Origin of the sequence: Geobacter sp. 60473 (genome assembly GCF_036323535.1) — a bacterium.
Classification (GTDB): domain Bacteria; phylum Desulfobacterota; class Desulfuromonadia; order Geobacterales; family Geobacteraceae; genus Geobacter; species Geobacter sulfurreducens.
The window spans coordinates 2,978,589-2,997,911 of sequence record NZ_AP028967.1 but is presented as its reverse complement, the minus strand read 5'-3'; the positions used below and the strand labels follow the sequence as shown (position 1 = coordinate 2,997,911).

Below are 19,323 nucleotides of genomic sequence, written 5' to 3'. Positions count from 1 at the left end.
GGACAAGGCCCTGAAGGCGTTTCTGCTACCCTTCGTGCCGTGCGTGGGGTGCATCGCCATGCGCCAGGAGTTCGGCTCCTGAAAATGGTTCGGTTCTGGCCCGGGGGCGTTTACCGTCTACCAGGGGAGCGTGCCCCTGGGACTGGGAGGTTGAGTCATGGGCACTGCAGGGGGGGGAGTCAGGCTGCTGCGGCAAGAAGTAGAAAGGATCCCGCAACATCGTAACTCGCGCAGCCTCAATCCCGCCTCTCCGCCGTACTCCGGATAAACCGGCCGAGTGCCGCCCCCGGCGGAGGAATAGGGGATGGACAGGCGCCCGGTTGACGTGTACGGTTGATGGTACTCACGAACGTCGATCCAGGGGGTACCTCTGCCATGGACTATTGCGCCGATCTCCATATCCATTCGCCCTTTTCCCGGGCAACGAGCAAGGAGTGCGATCCTGCCGGGCTTGCCGGGTGGGCGCGGGTGAAGGGGATTCAGGTGGTGGGCACGGGCGACTTTACCCACCCGGGGTGGTTCGCCCGGCTGCGGGAGGTGCTGGAGCCGGCCGAGCCGGGCTTCTTCCGGCTGCGGGACGAGAATGTCCCCGCGCCTCTGGCCGGGCTCGCTCCCTCCTCGGCACCGGTCCGCTTCATGCTCACCGCCGAGATCAGTTGCATCTACAAGCGGCACGGCGTGGTGCGCAAGGTGCACAACCTCCTCTACGTCCCTGACTTTGCAGCGGCTGAACGGATCAACGCCCGGCTGGCCGGTATCGGCAACATCGAGTCCGACGGCCGCCCCATCCTCGGCCTCGACTCCCGGAACCTGCTGGAAATCCTGCTGGAGGCAACGCCGGACGGATTCCTGGTGCCGGCCCACATCTGGACCCCCTGGTTTTCCCTGTTCGGCTCCAAGTCCGGTTTCGATACCGTGGAAGAGTGCTTCGGCGACCTCACCCCCCACGTGTTTGCCCTGGAGACCGGACTTTCCTCCGATCCGGACATGAACCGGCTGATTTCCGCCCTGGACCGGTTCTCCCTCATCTCCAATTCTGACTGCCACTCCCCGTCCCGGCTCGGGCGCGAGGCCAATCTCTTCAGCACCGGCTTTGACTTCTTTTCACTGCGCGACGCCCTGAAGGGCAACCGCCGCGAAACCTTCAGCGGCACTGTGGAGTTCTTTCCCGAGGAGGGGAAGTACCACATGGACGGTCACCGGGACTGCGGCATCCGCTTCGAACCCGACGAGACGCGCCGGCACGGGGGCCGCTGCCCCGTGTGCGGCCGCCCCCTCACCGTGGGGGTGCTCCACCGGGTGCTGGAACTGGCCGACCGGGACACGCCGCTCTATCCTGCCGACGCCCCGGCGTTCTTCAGTCTGGTGCCGCTGACGGAAGTGGTGGGGGAAATCCTCGGGGTGGGGCCGGCCTCCAAGCAGGTCATGAGCCACTATGTCCGGCTGATCGACCGGTTCGGTTCGGAGCTGGATATTCTCCTCCGAACCGAACCCGCTGAGATCGCTGCCGTGTCGCCGGTCCTGGCGGAGGCGATCGTCCGGATGAGAGAGGGGCGGGTCATCCGCCAGGGGGGCTTCGACGGCGAGTACGGAACCATCAAGGTCTTCGAGGAGGGTGAAGTGGCCCGGCTGTCAGGACAGGGGGGGCTCTTCAGTGACGGGGAGTCACCCCGGCGGGGGCGCCCCAAAGCGGCCGGCCGGCCTCCGGCAGCCGGCGGGCGGAGATCGGTGACCCCGCCCGATCCGGCGCCTGCCGCGGGACCCGATCCCGGCCAGGCCGAGGCGCTCGCCTGTGGTGCATCCCGGGTGCTGGTGGCCGCAGGCCCGGGTACCGGCAAAACCTACACCCTGGTGGCCCGGCTTGCGGCGCTGCTGGCAATGCCGGGCACGGACCCGGCCCGGGTCTGCGCCATCACCTTCACGAACCGGGCAGCCGCCGAGGTGCGGGAGCGACTGGCCGCTGCGGCGGGCGAGGCTGCCGGGCAGGTGTTTGTCGGCACCTTCCACCGCTTCTGCCTCGACTGGCTCCGGCGCGAGGACCCCGACCGGGTCGTGGTGGGGGACGAAAGCCGGGAGCGGCTGTTGCGGCGCCTCTTTCCCGCGTTCGGCGTCCGGGAGCGGAACGGCCTGGCCGGGGAGATCGCCGACTTTCTGCATCGCGACAATGGTGGGGACGCACCGGAGCCGGTGCGCCTCTACCTGGACGAACTGGCCCGGCGCGGCGCCATGGACCTGGACGACGTGGTCCCGGCCCTGGTCCGCCGCCTGAGAGGCGACGAGACCTTCCGGCGACAGGTGTGCGCCGGAGTCGCCCATCTCTTCGTGGACGAATTTCAGGACCTGAACGCTCCCCAGTACGCCCTGGTGGAGATTTTGGGGGAAGAGGCCACGATCTTCGCCATCGGTGATCCCGACCAGGCCATCTACGGCTTCCGGGGGAGCGACCCCTCTTTTTTCTTCAGTTTCGCCGACCTTCCCGCCACCCGGCGGCTGGACCTCAGCCGCAACTACCGGTCGGCGGCGTCCCTCATCGAGGCCGCATCGGCCGTCATCGCCCACAACCGGCTCAGGAGCGGCATCAGTCTCACGCCTGCCACGGCGCGGGAGGGAGCGATCGAGCTGTACAGGGCTCCGACGCCGGCGGCGGAAGCCGAGTTCATTGTACGGCGCATCGAGGAACTCATGGGGGGGATCAGCAGTTTCTCCATCACCTCGGGCCGGGGCGGCGACCAGGACAGCCGCCGGAGCTTCGGCGACATCGCCATACTCTACCGGTTGGCGCGGCAGGCCGACGAGTTGGCCAACGCCCTGGACCGGCGGGGAATTCCGTTCCAGTTGGTGGGGGCCGTTCCCTACTTCCTCGGCCCGGTCGCGGGCGCGGCCACCCGGTTTGTCCGGGCAGCGGCGGGGAGTACGGAGCTGGCCGACTGGTTGGCCCTGGCACAGGATCTGCCGGGGATCGGCGAGGGTACCATCCGCCGGTTGGAAGAGGCCCTTCCCCTGACCGGCGATTTCCCGGCGCTCGTGGCCGGTGTCGAGCTGCCGCCCTCTGTTGCGCGTCGGATGGCCGAGCTGACCGCTCTCCTCGAGCGCTTCCGGTCCACGGCCGGTCGGGAGGGGATCGCTCCGGCCCTGGGCGAGGCCCTGACCTTGTTCGGCACGGATCAGGGGCATGCCGACTGCAGGCGGCTCCTGGCCCTTGCCGGAAGCTTCGGCCGGGACATCGTCGCCTTTGATCGGCATCTGCGGGAGTATGCCGCCGAAACGGTTTATGACGAGCGGGCCGAGGCGGTGGCACTCATGACGCTCCATGCCTCCAAGGGACTGGAATTCCCCTTGGTCTTCCTGGCGGGGTGCGAGGAGGGGCTCATCCCCTGTACCCTCTGGCGGGACGTGGACGTGGAGGAGGAGCGACGTCTGTTCTATGTGGGGATGACCCGGGCAAAGGAGACGCTCGTACTCAGCGCCTCCTCTGAACGCCCCTGGGTCGGGCCTGCCGAGCGGCCGCTTTCCCGCTTCGCAGGGGAGATTCCCGGACGGTTGATCCGGCAGCCGGAGCCGGGCCGGGGCGGCCGGCGGAAGCCGAAGGGGGAACAGTTGGACCTCTTCTGATCATGCCCGGAGTATCTGTCGGCCGCGGCGGCTCAGGGAGTTGCTTCCGCCCCCAGCACCGCGGTCCGGAAGGCATCGAACCCCATCTGCTCCACCACGCGGCCCAGCCGCTGCTCGCTGCCCGAAGAGCGGTACCACTCCACGAGTGCCGCAATCACGGCGAGGACCTTGTCTTCATCCGGCCCCAGTTCCACCAGGAGGTCGCCGATGCGGGGCCGTGCCCCCGCATTGCCCCCCACGTAGATCCGCCACCCCTTGGGAGTACCAACCACTCCCACATCCTTCAGCATGGTCTCGGCGCAGTTGAGCATGCATCCCGAAATCCCCATCTTCATTTTGTTGGGCAGTTCCATGGCGTGATAGATGGCATCGATCTTCAGCCCCAGGGAGACCGAATCCTGCACCCCCCGCTTGCACCAGGTGGTGCCGGGACAGATCTTGACGCTCCGGACGCAGAGGCCGATGGCTGCGCCCGGCTGCTGGTCGAGATCGGACCAGATGGCGTCCAGATCCTCCTCCTTTATGCCGAAGAGGGCGATGCGCTGGGCAGAGGTGAGCTTCAACTCTTTTACGCCGTACTTGTCGGCCACGTCGCAGAGCTTGCGCAGGGTTGCCGTATCGGTGATCCCGCCGGGGATGTGGGGGGCGATGGCGTAGGTCTCCCGGTCACGCTGGAGGATGGCTCCCTTTTCGAGGATGTCTTTTTTCATGGTCACTCCTTTTCCGAACATGCGTGGGGTATCACGGTCCGCCGGCCTGAAGCTGCGGCGCGGTCTGCTTCGGGCGGATGCGGGCGATACAGGCCGTGGCGGCGATTACCATGATAAGCAGCGAGAAGAAGGCGAGCCGGTAGCGGATCGCCTCGGTGCCGAGGGGGAGCGCGAGGATGGCGCCGAACAGCAATGGACCCACCACCGACGAGAACTTGCCGGTCAGGTAGTAGAAGCCGAAGAAGCTCCCGGCCCGTTCCCGGGGGACCATGTCCAGCAGCAGCGGCCGGTCGCACGCCCAGACCCCGCCCAGGGCGATGCCGGAAAGGGGGCCCAGGATCCAGTAGTGTTCCTTGGCCAGGGGGAGGCAGACCATGCCGAGGGCGGCGATCCAGAGGGCAAGCGTCGCCAGGAGTCCGGTCCGCGCTCCCCGGCGCCGCACGAGCCACCCCCAGAAGAGGCCGCCGATGACGGCAAAGATGGTCGAGAACATGAGAAAATAGTTCACCTCTCCCTTGGCCTGGGAGAAGCCGCCCACTTTCACCAGAAAGACGGCCATGAAGGCAATCACGGTGTTCACCGCGTCCAGGTAGAGCAGGTGGCCGGCGAAGTACCAGCGCAGGTCCCGGTCGCGGATGATTTCCCGGGCCGTGTCGGCAACCCGGACCGGCGAGGTTTGGCTGCGTTTCAGGTCTTTGACGAAGAAGCAGGGCAGGGCGAAGAGGAGAAAGCAGATCGCCGTGGGCAGGAATACCCGGCCATTGTCCGCCGGGGTGGTCACTAGGAGTTTGCCGATGATCAACGCCAGGAACGTTCCGATGTAGCCCAGGGCCACGCCGAATCCGGACACCGGGCCGTAGTGCCGTTCGTCGGTGGCCGAAGGGAGGAGTGAATCGTAGGCCACGAGGGATACCTGGTAGAGGAAGTTGGCGGCCACGAAGGCGGCAAGGACGCCTGCCAGATGCCCCGACGCGGGAATGAGAAGGGTTGCGATGCAGCAGAGGGATGTGGCGACCGCCAGGATCACGTTTTTGCCGATGCGCCGGTCCGAGGCGCTTCCCACGAAGGGGCTGGCCACGGCGGCAAGCCCCATGGAGAGCGAAAGCCCCAGGGAGAGCCAGTACTCGCGGTAGCCGAGGGTCTGGACGAGAAACAGGGGGAAATAGAGCGTCACCACGCTCATGGAGAAGATGGTGTTGGCGAAGTCGTAGAGTGCCCAGGAGAGACTGGGGCGGGTGAGCCAGGCGGGGCGGATCATCCGAGCCTCGCCACGAGCTGCCGGACAACCTCCTGGTGGGGAGGCTCCATGGACTGGAACTGGACGCCGAATCCGTCCGGAAGGCTCTTGCGGGGGCGCATTCCCCCCTGGTTCGTCCAGGCGACCCGCGCCCGGCATTCGACGACCGACGTGTTGCCGAGGATAAAGCCGAGACGGATATCCTCCTTTGCGGCAAGGTCGCAGCGACACGCGATATAGGCGCCGCCGAGGCTGATGTCGGCGATGGTGCCGTGGAAGCTGGTATCCCGGATCCGGAAGAAGGCGAGGGCCGAGAAGGGATAGCGGGGCTGGCGGCGTTCAATGGCCGGGAAGAGCCGCCGCCCCACCGACAGGAACTGGATCCGGTCCAGCGGCTTGCTGATGATGCCGTTGCATCCGGCATCCAGGCAGACTTCCCGGTCGCGGGGCTTCCCCTCGCTCACCACCATGACCACCGGCGTGTCCCTGAGATCCGGTTCGTTCTTGATGGCGGAGCAACAGGCGGCACCATCAAGTTCAGGCATCCGTAGATCAAGGTAGACGATGCCCGGCCGGTTCCGCCGGACCATGTCGAGCGCCTCCCGACCGTTCTGGGCGGTGATGACCCGCACGGGGGAGTCCGCCAGAAACTCCTGTTGGAGATTCAGGAAGAATCGCTCGTCATCAACGAGCAGCACGCGTGGTTCATTCATCGGATGTCCCCCGTGGAGCGGTCAGCGCAGCCGCAGCTCCATTTCCTCCAGTTTTTTGATCTGATCCCTGAGATCAGCCGCCCGTTCGAATTCCAGCTTCTTTGCCGCGTCGAGCATCTCCTTGCGGAGCTTCTTCACCCTTTTCGGTATTTCGTCGGCAGAGATGTATTCTTCCCGAGTCTCGGCAACGGCGGCGACGGTGTAGTAATCACGCTCCTCGATGGACTCCAGGATGGTCCGCAGCCCCTTTTTCACGGTCTGGGGCGTGATGCCGTGTTCGGTGTTGAAGGCCTCCTGAAGAGCACGACGCCGGGCGGTTTCGCCGAGGCAGCTCTGCATGGAGCCGGTCACGGTGTCGGCGTACATGATGACCCTGCCGTTCACGTTGCGGGCGGCCCGGCCGCAGGTCTGGATGAGGGAGCGGGCGGAGCGGAGGAACCCCTCCTTGTCGGCGTCCAGGATCGCCACCAGCGACACTTCGGGAATGTCGAGCCCCTCCCGCAGGAGGTTGATGCCGACCAGGACATCGAACTCCCCCATGCGCAGATCGCGGATGATCTGCATCCGCTGGATAGTGTCGATGTCGGAATGGAGGTACCTGACCCGCACCCCCAGGTCCCGGTAGTAATCGGTCAGGTCCTCGGCCATCCGCTTGGTGAGGGTGGTTACGAGCACCCGTTCACCCCGGGCCGTGGTCTCCCGGACCTCGTGCAGGAGATCGTCCACCTGCTCCGTGGCAGGACGGACCTCGATGAGCGGGTCAAGGAGGCCCGTGGGCCTGATCACCTGTTCCACCACCACGCCGCCGCTCTGCTGCAGTTCGTAGTCGGCCGGGGTGGCCGAGACGTAGACAGTCTGGTTGAGCCGCTCGGTGAACTCCCCGAAGGTGAGGGGCCGGTTATCGAGGGCTGCCGGCAGGCGGAAGCCGTAGTTCACTAGGGTTTCTTTCCTGCTCCGGTCCCCCCGGTACATCCCTCCCACCTGGGAGACGGTGATGTGGGATTCGTCCGCGAAGAGGATGAAGTCGCGGGGGAAGTAGTCGAGCAGGGTGTAGGGGGGCTCTCCCGGCGTCCGGCCGTCGAAGTAGCGGGAATAGTTCTCGATCCCCTGGCAGAATCCCATCTCCTCCATCATCTCCAGGTCGAACATGGTCCGCTGCTCCAGCCGCTGGGCCTCCACGAGCATGTTCCGCTCCCGGAACCACTGGAGCCGTTCCCGCAGGTCGGTGCGGATCTCCTCCATGGCCCGGTCCAGGGTCTCGCGCGTCGCCACGTAATGGGAAGCCGGATAGACGGCGCACTTGGTCAGGCGCTGAACCACCACGCCCCGCAAGGGATCTATTTCGCTGATGGCGTCCACCGTGTCGCCGAAGAACTCGATCCGGTAGGCCCGCTCCCCCTCGTGGGCCGGGAATATCTCCACGATATCCCCCCGCACCCGGAAGGTCCCCCGGTGGAAGTCCAGATCATTCCGTTCATACTGGATGTCGACCAGCTTCCGCAGCAGCTCGTCCCGGCCATACTCGTCCCCCTGGTGAAAGAAGATGTGCATGGCCTGGTACTCGGCCGGGGAGCCGATGCCGTAGATGCATGACACCGAGGCAACGATGATCACGTCGCGCCGGGTCAGCAGGCTCCGCGTGGCCGCATGGCGCAGCTTGTCGATCTCGTCGTTGATGGAGGAGTCCTTCTCGATGAAGGTGTCGGTGGTGGGGATGTAGGCTTCCGGCTGGTAGTAGTCGTAGTAGGAGACGAAATATTCCACGGCATTGTCCGGAAACAGTTCCCGGAATTCGCCGTAGAGCTGGGCCGCCAGGGTCTTGTTGGGGGCCAGCACCAGGGCGGGGCGGTTCACGGCGGCGATGACGTTGGCCATGGTAAACGTCTTGCCGCTGCCGGTGACCCCCAGAAGTACCTGATCCCGGTCGCCCCTGACAATCCCTTCCGAGAGTTCGGCAATGGCCCGGGGCTGGTCGCCGCGGGGTTCGTAATCGCTTGCCAGTCTGAAGCGTTCCATGGAAATGGGGACACCTTGGGAAGAAAATGGAACGGCACGGGCGAGCCCGTGCCGCGGGGACGTCTATCGTGCCGCGCCGGCGGACTTGGGAGTGAGGTTGAGGTTCAGCCAGTAGGTGCCGATGAGCCGCAGGGCTTCACTGAGTTGATTGAAGTCCACCGGCTTTCGGATGTAGCTGTTGGCGCCGAGGTTGTGACATTCGAGGATGTCCTGCTCCTCGTTGGAGGAGGTGAAGACCACCACAGGCAGGAGCCGCGTCCGCTGGTCGGCCCTCAGACGGCGCAGAACCTCGAGGCCGTCCACCTTGGGCAGTTTCAGGTCGAGCAGCACCAGCTTCGGCATGATACTCAGATCCCGGTCGCTGTAGGAGCCTGTCCCGAAGAGAAAGTCCAGGGCCTCCACGCCGTCGCGCACTACCGTCACATCGGGCGTAATGGCATGTTTGCCGAGGGCGCGGAGGGTCAGAACCTCGTCGTCGGGGTTGTCTTCCACCAGCAGGATCATTTTGCTGTTCATTCAAGCCCTCCTGCACATAGGGGTGAGCGGCACAATTGTGTTATACCATACCACAAATATGAACCATGAGGAACGGCAAATGGTCCGCCGGCGTGATCAGGCCGGGCAATGGATCAAGCAAGCTCTCCCAGGCAATCGTCGGCCGTTGCCAGGAACTCTTCCAGGTCGGTCCGCTGCATGTCTCCCATGTGGGCAATGCGGAAGGTCTTGCCCTTGATCTTGCCGTAGCCGTCGTCAAAGGCGTAGCCGCGTTCGCCAAGCATCTTCTTCAACCGGGTCAGGTCCGTGTCACGCGTGTTGAGAGCGCAGGTGAGGGTCACGGAGCGGTAGGGCTCATCGGCAAAGAAACCGAACCCCCGGTCGGTGACCCACTCGCGCACTATCCCCGCCAGTTGCCGGTGTCGTGCCCATCTCTGCTCGAGGCCTTCGGCGAAGAATCGCTCCAGTTGTCGGTCCATGGCATAAATGTGGGAGATGCAAGGGGTCGAGGGGGTGTTATTTTTTTCGTCGTTGGCTTCGAATTCAAGGAAGTCGAAATAGTAACCGCGCCCCTCTACTGTCCTGGCCCGGGCCAGGGCCTTGTCGCTGGCGGTGAAAACGGCCAGTCCCGGTGGCAGGGCGAAGGCTTTCTGGACCCCGAAGATGCAGCAGTCGATGCCCAGTTCGTCCACGGGAACGGGGAGTGCGCTCATGGACGAGACGGTGTCGATGATGGAAACCACGTCGGGATAGTTCCGCAGGACCCGGGCAATCTCCGGCAGGGGGGACATGACGCCGGTGGAGGTCTCGTTGTGGATGAGGGTGATAGCGTCGTACTTGCCCGTGGCCAGTGCCTGATCCACGATTTCAGGGGTGATCGGCTTGCCCCACTCGACTTTGACCGCATCGGCCTCTTTGCCACAGCGCTTGGTCACGTCGTGCCATTTGTCGGAAAAAGCACCGTTGCAGAAGTTGACGCACCGCTTCGCCACCAGGTTCCGTACCGCCCCCTCCATGACGCCGAAGGCGCTCGATGTGGCGAGAAATACCCGTCCGTCCGTGGCCAGAACCCGCTTGAGGCCGGCGGTTACCCGTCCGTGGAGCGCTGCGTATTCGGGCATGCGGTGGCCGATCATGGGAGAGGCCATGGCCTGGAGGATATCGGGATGGACGTCGACCGGTCCGGGAATGAATAGTTTTTTTGCCATGGACTCTCTCCTGCTCCCGTCGCCGCTTCCCTGGCCGTCAGGGGGCACGGTTCGCTCGGGAACCTGCTGGTTTTTAGACTGTTGTGGGCTTCGAAGCTAGCAAAATCGGCAGATAGTGTCAAGCGGACGGCATCTGCCGATAGAAAACCCTATTTTAAAAAACGATTCATGTGACCCGCTGCAGAGTGATTATTCTTAACCGTTCCCTTTCACAACCACTTTTTTGTGGTACTGTTTTTAACATTTGACAAAACGAATCAGCTGATTATATTGTCTACCCTTTCACGTTTGTAAGACCTCTGTGGAACCAATAGTGAATTGGTAAAAAAGCGTTTCAAAGTGGAGGAGATGTATGACATTGCGCAAAACCGCAGGTTACCTCTGGAACCCCATCAGCCTGATAGGGTTTCTCCTGGCCGTGGTGGCAACGGGGCTCATCATCGCGTTTATCGCGATGGAGATGATCACAGGCATAGACCACCCCTACATCGGGCTCCTGGTCTATTTCGCCTTCCCGGGCATGCTCATCCTCGGCCTTATCCTCGTGCCGATCGGCGCCTGGCGCGTCCGTAACCAGCGGCGGACCGAAGTCCCCGAAGAGGTGCCGCCCTACCCGAGGGTGGATTTCAATGATCCCCACAAGCGCCGGCTGTTCATTTTCTTCGTGCTGGCCAGCGTCATCTTCGTCCTCATCGTGTCGGTGGCGTCTATCCTCGGCTTCGAGTTCACCGAGTCGACCACCTTCTGCGGCGAGCTTTGTCACGTGGTCATGGAGCCCGAGCACAAGGCGTGGCAAGGATCTCCCCACGCCCGGGTCAAGTGCGTGGAGTGCCACGTGGGACCGGGCGCCGAGTGGTACGTGAAGGCCAAGCTTTCGGGCCTGCGTCAGGTCTGGGCGGTGCTGACCCACAGCTACCACTTCCCCATCGCCACCCCCATAGAGAATTTGCGACCGGCGAGGGACACCTGCGAGCAGTGTCACTGGCCGGAGAAGTTCTACTCCGGCCGGCAGCGGGTGTTCTATCACTACGCGCCCAACAAGGAAAACACCCCCCGTGAAATCAACATGCTGATCAAGATCGGCGGGACGCCCAAGTCTCCCCATGCCATGGGCATCCACTGGCATATCGGCACCGAGGTCACCTACATCGCCCGCGACAGGAAGCGGCTCGACATCCCCTATGTGGCGGTCAAGCAGAAGGATGGCAGCATCGTCGAGTACATGGATACCGAAAAGCCGCTTACCCGCGAGGAGATCGCCAAGGCCGAGAAGCGGCGCATGGACTGCATCGACTGCCACAACCGGCCGACCCACATCTACCGGTCGCCGGCCCGCGAGATGGACGAGCATATCGTGTCCGGCCAGATCGACGCGGGGCTTCCCTACATCAAGAAGGTGGCGGTGGAGATCCTCGAACAGCCCTACAAGTCCAAGGAAGAGGCCCATGCGGCCATCGAGGCCAAGCTCCCCGAGTACTATGCCAAGAACTTCCCCGAGGTGGCCAAGGCCAAGGCCGCTGCCATCAACCAGGCCGTGGCCCATGTGAAGGATATTTATGCCCGGAATTTCTTCCCCCGGATGGACGTCACCTGGAGCACGTATCCGAACCACATCGGCCACTTCTATACGCCGGGCTGCTTCCGCTGTCACGACGGGAAGCACAAGACGTCCACCGGCAAGATCATTTCCAAGGACTGCGCCATGTGCCACGAGATGATCAGCCAGAAGGGCGAGAACATCCCTGAAGGAAAGGTGGTCAAGGAGTTCGTCCACCCGGCCGACATCGGCGATGCGCTCTACAAGGTCAACTGCAGCGACTGCCACATGGCGGCCGCCGAGGACTCTGCCGGCGGCGAGGGCCACGGCAAACACTGACACGGCATGCAGCAGCAAGCCCCCCGGAGAGTTTTCCGGGGGGCTTTTTCGTTACGCCGGCAGGCATGGCGGCTACAACTCCTCGAACTCCTCCTCCGCCTCTTCCCCGAGCGGTTCCTCCGCCACGTCGCCGTCAGGCTCGAAGTCATCGTCCATGATCCGGTCGAGAAATTGCCGGTTGGTGTCGATGATCTTCCGAATCTCGCGGCTCAATGATTCAAGATCGTCTTTCCCGTCTCCCATCCGCTACCCCCGTCTTGCGTCCACCGCCATTCGGTACAGCGTTTCATAGCGGCCTGCCGCGTTATGCCACGATACATCCTGGTGCATGCCCCTGCGCATGATCCTGCGCCATGACTCCCGGTCGCGGTAGCCGGCCAGGGCCCGTTCGATGGCTTCCCAGCAGGCGTCGGCGGTAAAGTCCTCGAAGGTGAAGCCGGTTCCCTCGCGGGGATGGCGCGTGACATCGATGACCGTATCCCTGAGCCCCCCCGTGTGCCGGACGACCGGAACCGTGCCGTAGCGCATGGCGATGAGCTGGCTCAGTCCGCACGGCTCGAAACGCGACGGCATGAGGAACAGGTCGCTGCCGGCATAGATCTTCGGTGCCAGCGGATCGTTGAAGCCCAGGTTGATGGAGATGTTGGCCGCGCCTTTTCGGCGGAAGGCGTCCAGGCGCTCCAGGTAGCAGGCATTGCCGGTGCCGAGGAGTACGAATTGAAGTTCGCTCTCGGCCAGGCGGGGCAGAAGCTCCAGCACCAGGTCGATCCCCTTTTGCTCCGCGAGTCGGCTGACCATGCCGATGAGCGGCACCGATGGCGCTGCCGGCATGCCCAATTCCCGCTGGAGTTCAAGCTTATCCGCGGCCTTGCCGGCCAGGGTCCGGGCCGAGTAGTTGCGGAAGATGCGCCGATCGGCGGCTGGATTCCACTCGTCGGTGTCGATGCCGTTCACAATGCCGAACAAGTCGTTACCGCGCCGGGCCAGCACCCCCTCCAGGCCGCACCCCTGCGCGGGGGTCATGATCTCCCGGCGATAGGTCTCGGATACGGTGGTGACGATATCCGCCGTGAGGATTGCCCCCTTCAGGAGATTGAGCTGGCCGTAGTACTCGAGCCACTCGGTGGTGAACAGGGCGGGTGACAGGCCCGTTTCGGCGATGGCCGGGGGGGGGAACAACCCCTGGTAGGCCAGGTTGTGAATGGTGAAGACCGTTGCCGTGCGGGCGAAAAACGGATCGTCGGCCGCTTCGAGGCGCAGAATGATGGGGATCAGGGCGGTCTGCCAGTCGTGGCAGTGGATCACGTCGGGGCGAAAGTCCATCCGCTTGAGAAACTGCAAAACACTGCGGCAGAAAAATGCGAACCGGCGCGGGTTGTCAGGATAGTCGCCTTCGGGTGTGCCGTAGAGATAGTCGCGGGAAAAGAACTCCCGGTTCTCCACCAGGTAGACCGGCACATCTCCCAGGGCGGCCTGGCGGAGGAATCCCTTGTGCGTCTCGCCATTGAGGGAGACTTCTGCGCTTTTGCGCGCCTTGCGCACTCCCAGCTCAGTCTGGGCAGCGCATCGATGGAAGGGCATGATTACCCGCACGTCGTGCCCCATCCGGCGCAAGGCCGCGGGCAAGGCCGCAGTCACCTCGGCCAGTCCGCCGGTCCGGGCGAAGGGGGCCACTTCGGATGCAACAATGAGGACTTTCATCGTGTCATGCCCCCGCTTCCCTGAGGAATGTCGCGGCGTCTTCCGGCGACGTCGGGTTGATGTGAAAGCCGGTTCCCCACTCGAACCCGGCGATCTGGGTCAGCCTCGGCACCAGCTCGATGTGCCAGTGGTAATCATATTCGATGGAACTCCAGTAGCCCGGCTTGCCGAGGCGCGGATGGCGCGGCGGGGCGGTGTGGAGGATGAAATTGTAGGGCGGATCGCGCAGGACGCTCCGCAGGCGGGTGAGCATGTCCTTGAGCGCCACGGCCAGTTCCGCCAGTTCCGCATCGGGCAGCAGCGCGAAATCAAAGGCGTGTCGCTTGGGATAGAGCCGCACCTCGAAGGGGAAGCAGGCCGCATAGGGGGTCATGATGACAAAGTTGGCGAGTTCCCGGACGATGCGCTCGCCGCTCTTCAGCTCGAAGTCGATCAGGTCGCAGATGAGGCAACGCTCCTTGGCGGAGAAATACTCTTTGCATACCCGCAGTTCGGTTGCCGCCATCGGGGGAATGAGAGGGACGGCGATGAGCTGGCTGTGGGAGTGGGACAGGGTGGCACCGGCCTTGATCCCGTGGTTCTTGAAGAGGACCATGTAGCGGAAGCGGGTGTCGCGGCGCAGATCCTGAAAACGGGCTCGCCATGCCCTGAGGACCTCGGTGATCTCTGCCGGTGAGAGCTCGGCCATATCCCGGTCGTGATCGGGGGTTTCGATGATCACTTCATGGGCGCCGATGCCGTTCAGGACATCATAGGGGCCGAACCCCCGGCTGTTGAGGTCGCCCTCGATGCGCAGGGCCGGGTATTTGTTGGGGATCACCCGCACTTTCCAGCCAGGGGAATTGGCGACGCCCGTGTCGCGTACGGCGTAAATTTCCGGCGGAGTCTTTCCTTCCAGCCCGTAGCAGAAAGGGCAGCAGGCCGCATCCGTGGTTTCGTGCTCCACCATGAAGTCCCGGGGCCTGCGCCCCCGCTCGGTGGCTATGATTACCCAGTGCTGCTTCAGGGGGTCCCATCTCAGTTCGGACATTGGTCCTCCGCTAAATCATCCAGTTGTCAATTTCCAGTTCGGGCCCTGCATAGGCAAGAAGCAGCGGGGCGTCGGCAGGCCAGCGGCCGAACTCCTCGCCTCCTCGGGTGAGGGTGACGGAGGCAAAGAGCTTTCCCCGGGGCTCCAATCCCAGGGGGGCCAGCGGGATCGCCACTTCGCAGATACGGTCGATGGCCCAGACCCCCCGGGAGCCGGTCGTGTGCCAGGTGCCGTCACCGCGGCGCAGGAGCGGTCCGCCAGTCGCGGCAGGGGTGATGTCAAGGCGGAACTCACCGCCCGTGACAACGTTCAGATGAAGTTCGTCGTCCGGCTGCAGCAGTTCCGTCAGTCGGGCCGGGCTGTCGAGCCGGAAATAGAGGTTCTTCTGGTCGAATCCGTAAAAAAACGACTGGAACAGGCTCTCGGCTGCGTGCATGGCGGATGACTGCTTTGAGAGGTCGAACAGCCCGGCGGCGAGCCATTCGAAGTAGTCATCCACCCGGCCGTTCACCTGGGGCGTGATGAGGGCTGCGGGCTCGCGCACCAGCCCGGCGGGGGTGGTCTTCTTGATAGGCTCGAAAAGCTCACGGGGGACGTCGAGGCCCAGCAGCCGATAGACGTTCATGAGGTGCCTGCGGAAGAGGCGGTCGAAGCGGTCGCTGTGGACGGAGAAGTGATCGTCGCCGTACCACCAGAACCAGTCGCTCCCTTCGGCGGCGTAGAGGGAGGTGCAGACCAGGCGCGTATTGTCGTCCGTCGTCTCGCCGCGATCGTCTCCCACGGCCAGGCGTTCGGCCACGGCGGGGCTCGAGGTGACCGCCGCCTCCCTGGCCCGCTCCAGATAATCCCAGGCCTGGTTCTCTTCCGGGTGCCCCACCCAGATGCCGTAGTCGGCATTGATCCAGGAGCCGGGGTGGATACGTTCGATGACTCTCCGTTCAGGCTCGCGGTCCAGCGTTTCGGAGCAGGTGAGGAGCTCGAACCCGTCCGCGGAGGCAATGGTTCCGTACAAGCGCTTCAGGAAGCCGTAGCCGTTTTCCGGGTAGTACTCCCAAGCGTTCTCGCCGTCGAGGATGACCGGCACCACGCGCGCGTCGGGGGTCTGCTCCCGTATCGCCCGGAGCCGGCCCATGAAGTCCTCCACTGCCCGCGAGGTATCCCATGAAGAGTAGGTGAATCCGATCAGATCCGAGAGTTGATGGTCCCGGAAGAACATCTTCAGCTCTCGTGCGCCCTGGAGGAAGGTGTAGGGGTGGTAGAGACGTCCCTTGCCGGGGCCGAGCCCTCCCGGCAGGGTCCGTGCCAGAATGTCCTCATCGGTGGCGACCCATTTGATGCCGCAGCCGGCAATGATGGAGAGGGCCTCATCGCTCACCGACCCCTCAGACGGCCACATGCCGACCGGGGAAAAGCCGAATATTTCCCGGAAGCGTGCAATCCCTCTTGCCACCTGGCTGCGGGCATCCTCCGGGTGGCGAAAGCGGGCCGCGGGGAGGTTTGCCCGGGGCATGGCGGCAAGGGCGCTCTTCATGTCGCAGAGCAGGGGCAGAATGGGGTGGTAGTAGGGAGATACGGCCAGCTCCGCCTTTCCTTCGTCGTGGATTTTACGGTAGAGGGGGATGATCTCCCCGAGGATGTCGGCATGGCGGGCCAGCAGCGCTTCCTTGTCGCCGGGGGAGAAGTTCCTCCCTTTCCTGAGTAGTTCTTTTATCTCGGGATAACGGCGTCGGGCGGCCTCGCCGGTCCAGGCCAGGAGAAACCAGACCTGGAGGTCGAGGATGTCCCTGTCGCTGAACTGGCGGTGCCGGTCGCTGCCCTTGGTTCCGTCGCCGGCCTGATAGAGAAGCTCCAGGTAGCGCTTGTGGGGCTCGATGAACCGCTGCCGGTTGGCCGAGAAGAAGTTTTCCAGGACGAAGCGGCGGTCATCCTCGGCCATGTCTGCGGGGCTCATGCGCGCCCGCATGAGCCAGGGATCCGTCGCCTCTCCCGACGCGTAGTCCAGAAGCTGGTCCAGCAGCGACGGCACCAGGTTGAAGACCGCTTTCGCACCGGGAGTGGCGTCCACGATGGCCGCCATGTCATAGTAGTCTTTCACGGCATGGAGATAGGTCCAGGGAAGGGCGTACTCGCCCTTCACCGGGTCCTTGTAGTACGGCTGGTGCATATGCCAGAGAAAGACGATGCGCAGCGGCTCCGTCATTTATGACAGCTCCTTCTTCCACTGCTCCACTTTTTTCTGGTACTCGGTCAGCAGTTTCTGGGCGGCCTTGGGGTCCCGGGCCTCGGCCACGATGTGGACGTGGGGCTGGTACTGGTCGGGGAGGATGAGGGCCCAGTCCTCGCCGAAATGGACCTTGATCCCGTCGATGAAGCTTGCCTCCTTGTCGAGGCTGTCCTCGCTCATCTTGCGCATGATTCCGCCCTTCATGTCCCAGACGCAGGGGACCCTGGTGTGAAGGAAGGCCCGACGGGGGATTTCCGCGGCAGTTGCCGAGATGGACGCTCCGCTGCGGACCACCATTTCGATGGACTTGGCGATGGCGAACATGCCGTCGAAGGCGGCCTGGAACCGGGGGAAGGCAAAGCGTCCGTCCATGGACCCGGCCAGAATGACCTCCGAAGAGAGGGCCGCCTCGATCATGGAGCGGTCGGCGCTCTTGGTGCGGGTAACGGCGCAGCCCCGTTCCTGGGCCATCCGTTCGATGGCCGAGGGTGCCGAGACCGGTATGGCGAACACCCCTTTTTCGCCGGCCTTAAGGGCGAGCCCGACCATCAGCAGCAGGATGTCGGCCCCCTCGTGGACCGTCCCGGTTTCGTCGACCATGATGACCCCTTCCACGGTGGGGTCGAGCCAGAAGCCGGCGTTCGCCTCCAGGGTGGCGACGATCTTGGAGAGCTGCGAGAGACTCTGCCCCCGATCCGACAGGGCCTGGACCCCCCGCTCCTCGTCCACGTACGCGTTGAGGCTGATGACCTCGCACCCCATCCGGGTCAGGATGCCCGGGAGGAGTTGGCTGGCCGGCGAGTGGTTGAAGTCGATGACCACCTTGAACGCTTTTTTCTGGAGCGGCGTCTTGCCTATGGCGTGCAGGAATCCCTCACGATAGAAATCCATCACCTGCTGGGGGATTTCCGTGAGTCCCCCCGGCTCAGTGTGGTGGGCCCGGCGGAAGTTCTCCTTGAAGAAGATCCGTTCCACGTTCTTGCCCATTGAGCTGGAGAAGTCGAGGCCGTCGCCGTCCAGAAAGATGATTTCGGTGGAAGCGGGGTCGTCCAGAGCCTGTCGGAACTGGATGCCGCCCACCTCCCCGAAGGAACGGAGCTTGTAGCGCAGCACGGGCATCGGGACCATGGTCAGGTCGCGGACGTTGACCCCGGAGGAGAGAAGGCCGCCGATGAAGCTCCGCTTGAGCATCCGGGAGGAGCGGTAGGCGTCGCGGCCGGAAATCACGAAGCTCCCCTTGGGGAGGGTTGTGCCGTAGGCGCAGCCCAGCTTGGCCACGAACTCGGGGGTGAGTTCCATGTTGGTGAGACCCTTGATGAGGGCCCCCTCGAACAGGGCTTTTTTCCACTTCTCGCCCCAGATCAGGTTGCCGGTGACGGTGGCCCCCGCCTCGATCACCTTGCGCGGCCAGATCTTCACGTCGCGCTTGATGTAGGACTCTTCGCCGATGGAGGTGTCGTCGGCCACGATGACCCCTTCCTCCATCACCACGCCGCTCCCCACGCGGACGTTGCCGCAGAGGACGCTGTCGTTCAGCTTCGCCCCCCGCTTGACGTAGACATTGTCCCAGATAACACAGCGGGAGAGCCGTACCCCCGCCTCGATGGTGCAGTTGCGTCCGATGACCGTATCCTTGATGTGGGCGCTCTCGAAGACCTGGGAGTTGTCGCCGATGACCACCGTCCCCTCCAGGGTCACATGCTCGTCCAGGTTCACGTCGGAGCCGAGCCGCAGATCCTTGCCCACCAGGTCCTGCTTCGGCTCGTCGATCCTTACGTTCACCTTCCCCTTGAAGATGTCGTGGTGGGCCTCACGGTAGGAGTCGGTGTTGCCGATATCCCGCCAGTATCCTTTGGCGGTGTAGCCGAAGAGGGACTGCTGCTTCTCCAGCAGCTTCGGAAAGAGGTCTTGGGAGAAGTCGTAGTTCTCTTCAGCCGGGATGTGGGAGAATATTTCCGGCTCCAGAACGTAGATGCCGGTGTTGATAGTGTCGGAGATCACCTCGCCCCAGCCGGGTTTCTCCAGGAACTGGGAGATCCGCTTTTCCTTGTCGGTGATGACCACGCCGAACTGGAGCGGGTCCTTCACCGAGGTGAGGGTGATGGTGGCAAGGGCCTTTTTTTCCTCATGGAAATCAATGACTTTCTGAAGGTTGAAGTCGGTGAGGAGGTCGCCGCTGATGACGATGAACCGTTCGTCCAGATACTTCTCGGCGCACTTGACGGCGCCGGCGGTCCCCATGTCCTGAAGTGGGGTCACATAGGTGATCTTGACGCCGAAGTCCGTGCCGTCGCGGAAGAAGTTCTTGATGACCGCCGGCTGATGGTACAGGAGCATGACCAGGTCGGTGATTTCGTATTTTTTGAGCAGCTCCACGATGTGAAGCATGATCGGACGGTTGAGGAGGGGGATCATTGGTTTCGGAATGCTGCTCGTCAGGGGCTGGATGCGGGTACCGAACCCGCCGGCCATGATCACGGCTTTCATAGGATGCTCCTTTG

Annotated in this window: 13 protein-coding genes; 2 read left to right on the top strand and 11 right to left on the bottom strand. The window is 63.7% G+C overall.

What is annotated here, in order from left to right; genetic code table 11:
• Positions 1 to 336 precede the first annotated feature (336 nt).
• Positions 337 to 3,612, top strand: coding sequence for a UvrD-helicase domain-containing protein (locus AABA48_RS13600; RefSeq protein ID WP_286350900.1), 3,276 nt, complete (start codon positions 337 to 339; stop codon positions 3,610 to 3,612).
• A 32-nt stretch (positions 3,613 to 3,644) separates the two neighbouring features.
• On the opposite strand, the gene AABA48_RS13595 is transcribed toward AABA48_RS13600, so the two are convergent.
• The 6 genes from AABA48_RS13595 to AABA48_RS13570 all read right to left on the bottom strand — a co-directional run bounded on the left by AABA48_RS13595 (position 3,645) and on the right by AABA48_RS13570 (position 9,991).
• Complete coding sequence (locus AABA48_RS13595) at positions 3,645 to 4,322, bottom strand: NAD(P)/FAD-dependent oxidoreductase (RefSeq protein WP_286350899.1); 678 nt, start codon at positions 4,320 to 4,322, stop codon at positions 3,645 to 3,647.
• A gap of 31 nt (positions 4,323 to 4,353) precedes the next feature.
• Positions 4,354 to 5,580 carry an MFS transporter gene (locus AABA48_RS13590; protein WP_286350898.1) on the bottom strand — a complete coding sequence of 409 codons (1,227 nt, stop codon included), beginning with the start codon at positions 5,578 to 5,580 and terminating at the stop codon, positions 4,354 to 4,356.
• The gene (locus AABA48_RS13585; protein ID WP_286350897.1) at positions 5,577 to 6,272 is read right to left on the bottom strand and encodes a response regulator; all 696 of its coding nucleotides are present in this window, start codon (positions 6,270 to 6,272) and stop codon (positions 5,577 to 5,579) included. The genes AABA48_RS13590 and AABA48_RS13585 overlap by 4 nt, the downstream gene beginning before the upstream one ends.
• Before the next feature lie 21 nt (positions 6,273 to 6,293).
• Positions 6,294 to 8,288 carry an excinuclease ABC subunit UvrB gene (gene uvrB / locus AABA48_RS13580; protein ID WP_286350896.1) on the bottom strand — a complete coding sequence of 665 codons (1,995 nt, stop codon included), beginning with the start codon at positions 8,286 to 8,288 and terminating at the stop codon, positions 6,294 to 6,296.
• A 63-nt stretch (positions 8,289 to 8,351) separates the two neighbouring features.
• The gene (locus tag AABA48_RS13575; protein ID WP_010943873.1) at positions 8,352 to 8,804 is read right to left on the bottom strand and encodes a response regulator; all 453 of its coding nucleotides are present in this window, start codon (positions 8,802 to 8,804) and stop codon (positions 8,352 to 8,354) included.
• A gap of 113 nt (positions 8,805 to 8,917) precedes the next feature.
• The gene (locus AABA48_RS13570; RefSeq protein WP_286350895.1) at positions 8,918 to 9,991 is read right to left on the bottom strand and encodes a pyridoxal-phosphate-dependent aminotransferase family protein; all 1,074 of its coding nucleotides are present in this window, start codon (positions 9,989 to 9,991) and stop codon (positions 8,918 to 8,920) included.
• A gap of 352 nt (positions 9,992 to 10,343) precedes the next feature.
• Between AABA48_RS13570 and AABA48_RS13565 the strand changes: the two genes are divergently transcribed.
• Entirely contained in the window at positions 10,344 to 11,867 is a 1,524-nt protein-coding gene (locus tag AABA48_RS13565; protein ID WP_286350894.1) for a cytochrome c3 family protein, read from the top strand.
• 72 nt (positions 11,868 to 11,939) lie between these two features.
• Here AABA48_RS13565 and AABA48_RS13560 read toward each other — a convergent pair whose 3' ends face one another.
• The 5 genes from AABA48_RS13560 to AABA48_RS13540 are packed head-to-tail and all read right to left on the bottom strand — an operon-like array spanning position 11,940 to position 19,309.
• Positions 11,940 to 12,110: a hypothetical protein gene (locus AABA48_RS13560; RefSeq protein ID WP_286350893.1), complete on the bottom strand. Its 171-nt coding sequence runs from the start codon at positions 12,108 to 12,110 to the stop codon at positions 11,940 to 11,942.
• Positions 12,111 to 12,113: 3 nt separating this feature from the next.
• Positions 12,114 to 13,568, bottom strand: coding sequence for a glycogen synthase GlgA (gene glgA, locus AABA48_RS13555; protein ID WP_286350892.1), 1,455 nt, complete (start codon positions 13,566 to 13,568; stop codon positions 12,114 to 12,116).
• A gap of 4 nt (positions 13,569 to 13,572) precedes the next feature.
• Positions 13,573 to 14,598 (bottom strand): galactose-1-phosphate uridylyltransferase, encoded by a 1,026-nt coding sequence (gene galT, locus AABA48_RS13550; protein ID WP_286350891.1) that lies wholly within the window; start codon positions 14,596 to 14,598, stop codon positions 13,573 to 13,575.
• A 10-nt stretch (positions 14,599 to 14,608) separates the two neighbouring features.
• Positions 14,609 to 16,798 carry a glycoside hydrolase family 57 protein gene (locus AABA48_RS13545; protein ID WP_286350890.1) on the bottom strand — a complete coding sequence of 730 codons (2,190 nt, stop codon included), beginning with the start codon at positions 16,796 to 16,798 and terminating at the stop codon, positions 14,609 to 14,611.
• Positions 16,799 to 19,309 (bottom strand): mannose-1-phosphate guanyltransferase, encoded by a 2,511-nt coding sequence (locus AABA48_RS13540; RefSeq protein ID WP_286350889.1) that lies wholly within the window; start codon positions 19,307 to 19,309, stop codon positions 16,799 to 16,801.
• Between the last annotated feature and the right edge of the window lie 14 nt (positions 19,310 to 19,323).

Excerpts from the sequence above, each read along its gene's own strand:
- AABA48_RS13600 (WP_286350900.1), top strand. The coding sequence starts at position 337 with ATGGTACTCACGAACGTCGATCCAGGGGGTACCTCTGCCATGGACTAT.
- AABA48_RS13595 (WP_286350899.1), bottom strand. The coding sequence starts at position 4,322 with ATGAAAAAAGACATCCTCGAAAAGGGAGCCATCCTCCAGCGTGACCGG.
- AABA48_RS13590 (WP_286350898.1), bottom strand. The coding sequence starts at position 5,580 with ATGATCCGCCCCGCCTGGCTCACCCGCCCCAGTCTCTCCTGGGCACTC.
- AABA48_RS13585 (WP_286350897.1), bottom strand. The coding sequence starts at position 6,272 with ATGAATGAACCACGCGTGCTGCTCGTTGATGACGAGCGATTCTTCCTG.
- uvrB (WP_286350896.1), bottom strand. The coding sequence starts at position 8,288 with ATGGAACGCTTCAGACTGGCAAGCGATTACGAACCCCGCGGCGACCAG.
- AABA48_RS13575 (WP_010943873.1), bottom strand. The coding sequence starts at position 8,804 with ATGAACAGCAAAATGATCCTGCTGGTGGAAGACAACCCCGACGACGAG.
- AABA48_RS13570 (WP_286350895.1), bottom strand. The coding sequence starts at position 9,991 with ATGGCAAAAAAACTATTCATTCCCGGACCGGTCGACGTCCATCCCGAT.
- AABA48_RS13565 (WP_286350894.1), top strand. The coding sequence starts at position 10,344 with ATGACATTGCGCAAAACCGCAGGTTACCTCTGGAACCCCATCAGCCTG.
- AABA48_RS13560 (WP_286350893.1), bottom strand. The coding sequence starts at position 12,110 with ATGGGAGACGGGAAAGACGATCTTGAATCATTGAGCCGCGAGATTCGG.
- glgA (WP_286350892.1), bottom strand. The coding sequence starts at position 13,568 with ATGAAAGTCCTCATTGTTGCATCCGAAGTGGCCCCCTTCGCCCGGACC.
- galT (WP_286350891.1), bottom strand. The coding sequence starts at position 14,598 with ATGTCCGAACTGAGATGGGACCCCCTGAAGCAGCACTGGGTAATCATA.
- AABA48_RS13545 (WP_286350890.1), bottom strand. The coding sequence starts at position 16,798 with ATGACGGAGCCGCTGCGCATCGTCTTTCTCTGGCATATGCACCAGCCG.
- AABA48_RS13540 (WP_286350889.1), bottom strand. The coding sequence starts at position 19,309 with ATGAAAGCCGTGATCATGGCCGGCGGGTTCGGTACCCGCATCCAGCCC.